Genomic DNA, 3,260 nt, shown 5'->3' with positions numbered 1-3,260 from the left:
GCAGTTCCCTACTCTCACATGGGGAGACCCCACACTACCATCGGCGCTACGGCGTTTCACTTCTGAGTTCGGCATGGGGTCAGGTGGGACCACCGCGCTAAAGCCGCCAGGCAAATTCTGTTATCAACATGCATCTCTGCACGTCAATTAATCTGTTATCAAGCTGAATATCGTCTCTTTCGCCAAAACAGCTTCGGCGTTGTAAGGTTAAGCCTCACGGTTCATTAGTATCGGTTAGCTCAACGTATCGCTACGCTTACACACCCGACCTATCAACGTCGTAGTCTTCAACGTTCCTTCAGGACTCTCAGGGAGTCAGGGAGAACTCATCTCGGGGCAAGTTTCGTGCTTAGATGCTTTCAGCACTTATCTTTTCCGCATTTAGCTACCGGGCAATGCCATTGGCATGACAACCCGAACACCAGTGATGCGTCCACTCCGGTCCTCTCGTACTAGGAGCAGCCCCCCTCAATTCTCCAGCGCCCACGGCAGATAGGGACCGAACTGTCTCACGACGTTCTAAACCCAGCTCGCGTACCACTTTAAACGGCGAACAGCCGTACCCTTGGGACCTACTTCAGCCCCAGGATGTGATGAGCCGACATCGAGGTGCCAAACACCGCCGTCGATATGAACTCTTGGGCGGTATCAGCCTGTTATCCCCGGAGTACCTTTTATCCGTTGAGCGATGGCCCTTCCATTCAGAACCACCGGATCACTATGACCTGCTTTCGCACCTGCTCGAGCCGTCACTCTCGCAGTCAAGCTAGCTTATGCCATTGCACTAACCTCCTGATGTCCGACCAGGATTAGCTAACCTTCGTGCTCCTCCGTTACTCTTTAGGAGGAGACCGCCCCAGTCAAACTACCCACCAGACACTGTCCGCAACCCGGATTACGGGTCTACGTTAGAACACCAGCCATTAAAGGGTGGTATTTCAAGGTTGGCTCCACGCAGACTGGCGTCCACGCTTCAAAGCCTCCCACCTATCCTACACATCAAGGACCAGTGTTCAGTGTCAAGCTATAGTAAAGGTTCACGGGGTCTTTCCGTCTTGCCGCGGGTACACTGCATCTTCACAGCGAGTTCAATTTCACTGAGTCTCGGGTGGAGACAGCCTGGCCATCATTACGCCATTCGTGCAGGTCGGAACTTACCCGACAAGGAATTTCGCTACCTTAGGACCGTTATAGTTACGGCCGCCGTTTACCGGGGCTTCGATCAAGAGCTTCGCGTTGCCGCTAACCCCATCAATTAACCTTCCGGCACCGGGCAGGCGTCACACCGTATACGTCCACTTTCGTGTTTGCACAGTGCTGTGTTTTTAATAAACAGTTGCAGCCAGCTGGTATCTTCGACTGATTTCAGCTCCACGAGCAAGTCGCTTCACCTACCATCAGCGTGCCTTCTCCCGAAGTTACGGCACCATTTTGCCTAGTTCCTTCACCCGAGTTCTCTCAAGCGCCTTGGTATTCTCTACCTGACCACCTGTGTCGGTTTGGGGTACGATTTGATGTTACCTGATGCTTAGAGGCTTTTCCTGGAAGCAGGGCATTTGTTACTTCAGCACCGTAGTGCCTCGTCATCACACCTCAGCGTTAACAAGCGTCCGGATTTACCTAAACGCTCCGCCTACATGCTTAAACCGGGACAACCGTCGCCCGGCTAACATAGCCTTCTCCGTCCCCCCTTCGCAGTAACACCGAGTACAGGAATATTAACCTGTTTCCCATCGACTACGCCTTTCGGCCTCGCCTTAGGGGTCGACTCACCCTGCCCCGATTAACGTTGGACAGGAACCCTTGGTCTTCCGGCGAGCGGGCTTTTCACCCGCTTTATCGTTACTTATGTCAGCATTCGCACTTCTGATACCTCCAGCATCCCTCACAGGACACCTTCGACGGCTTACAGAACGCTCCCCTACCCAACAACGCCTGAGCGTCGCTGCCGCAGCTTCGGTGCACAGTTTAGCCCCGTTACATCTTCCGCGCAGGCCGACTCGACCAGTGAGCTATTACGCTTTCTTTAAATGATGGCTGCTTCTAAGCCAACATCCTGGCTGTCTGTGCCTTCCCACATCGTTTCCCACTTAACTGTGACTTTGGGACCTTAGCTGGCGGTCTGGGTTGTTTCCCTCTTCACGACGGACGTTAGCACCCGCCGTGTGTCTCCCGTGATAACATTCTTCGGTATTCGTAGTTTGCATCGGGTTGGTAAGCCGGGATGGCCCCCTAGCCGAAACAGTGCTCTACCCCCGAAGATGAGTTCACGAGGCGCTACCTAAATAGCTTTCGGGGAGAACCAGCTATCTCCCGGTTTGATTGGCCTTTCACCCCCAGCCACAAGTCATCCGCTAATTTTTCAACATTAGTCGGTTCGGTCCTCCAGTTAGTGTTACCCAACCTTCAACCTGCCCATGGCTAGATCACCGGGTTTCGGGTCTATACCCTGCAACTTAACGCCCAGTTAAGACTCGGTTTCCCTTCGGCTCCCCTATACGGTTAACCTTGCTACAGAATATAAGTCGCTGACCCATTATACAAAAGGTACGCAGTCACCCTGATAAATCAAGGCTCCCACTGCTTGTACGTACACGGTTTCAGGTTCTGTTTCACTCCCCTCGCCGGGGTTCTTTTCGCCTTTCCCTCACGGTACTGGTTCACTATCGGTCAGTCAGGAGTATTTAGCCTTGGAGGATGGTCCCCCCATATTCAGACAGGATACCACGTGTCCCGCCCTACTCTTCGAACTCACAGAATGTGCATTTTTGTGTACGGGAGTATCACCCTGTACCCTGCGACTTTCCAGACGCTTCCACTAACACACAAACTGATTCAGGTTCTGGGCTGTTCCCCGTTCGCTCGCCGCTACTGGGGGAATCTCGGTTGATTTCTTTTCCTCAGGGTACTTAGATGTTTCAGTTCCCCTGGTTCGCTTCGTTAAGCTATGTATTCACTTAACGATAGTGCAACGGATTGCACTGGGTTTCCCCATTCGGAAATCGTCGGTTATAACGGTTCATATCACCTTACCGACGCTTATCGCAGATTAGCACGTCCTTCATCGCCTCTGACTGCCTAGGCATCCACCGTGTACGCTTAGTCGCTTAACCTCACAACCCGAAGATGTTTCGTAAAACACCCGCAGTGTTGCGAAAATTTGAGAGACTCGAACACACCGCTTATCTGCTCTTATTACGGAGAGCAGACACAGTGTGTCGTTTCAATTTTCAGCTTGATCCAGATTTTTAAAGAGCAAA

2 rRNA genes are annotated in these 3,260 nt (G+C 52.3%); both read right to left on the bottom strand.

The window, feature by feature from the left end:
- Positions 1-111: ribosomal RNA gene (rrf, locus tag AC0LWE_RS22295) — 5S ribosomal RNA — on the bottom strand; the annotation flags it as partial.
- Positions 112-203: 92 nt separating this feature from the next.
- Positions 204-3,113 (bottom strand): 23S ribosomal RNA (locus AC0LWE_RS22290).
- Between the last annotated feature and the right edge of the window lie 147 nt (positions 3,114-3,260).

The organism is Lelliottia sp. RD5, assembly GCF_056032945.1.
Note: the sequence above shows the minus strand (reverse complement) of the source record. Positions and strands in the feature narration are given on the sequence as shown.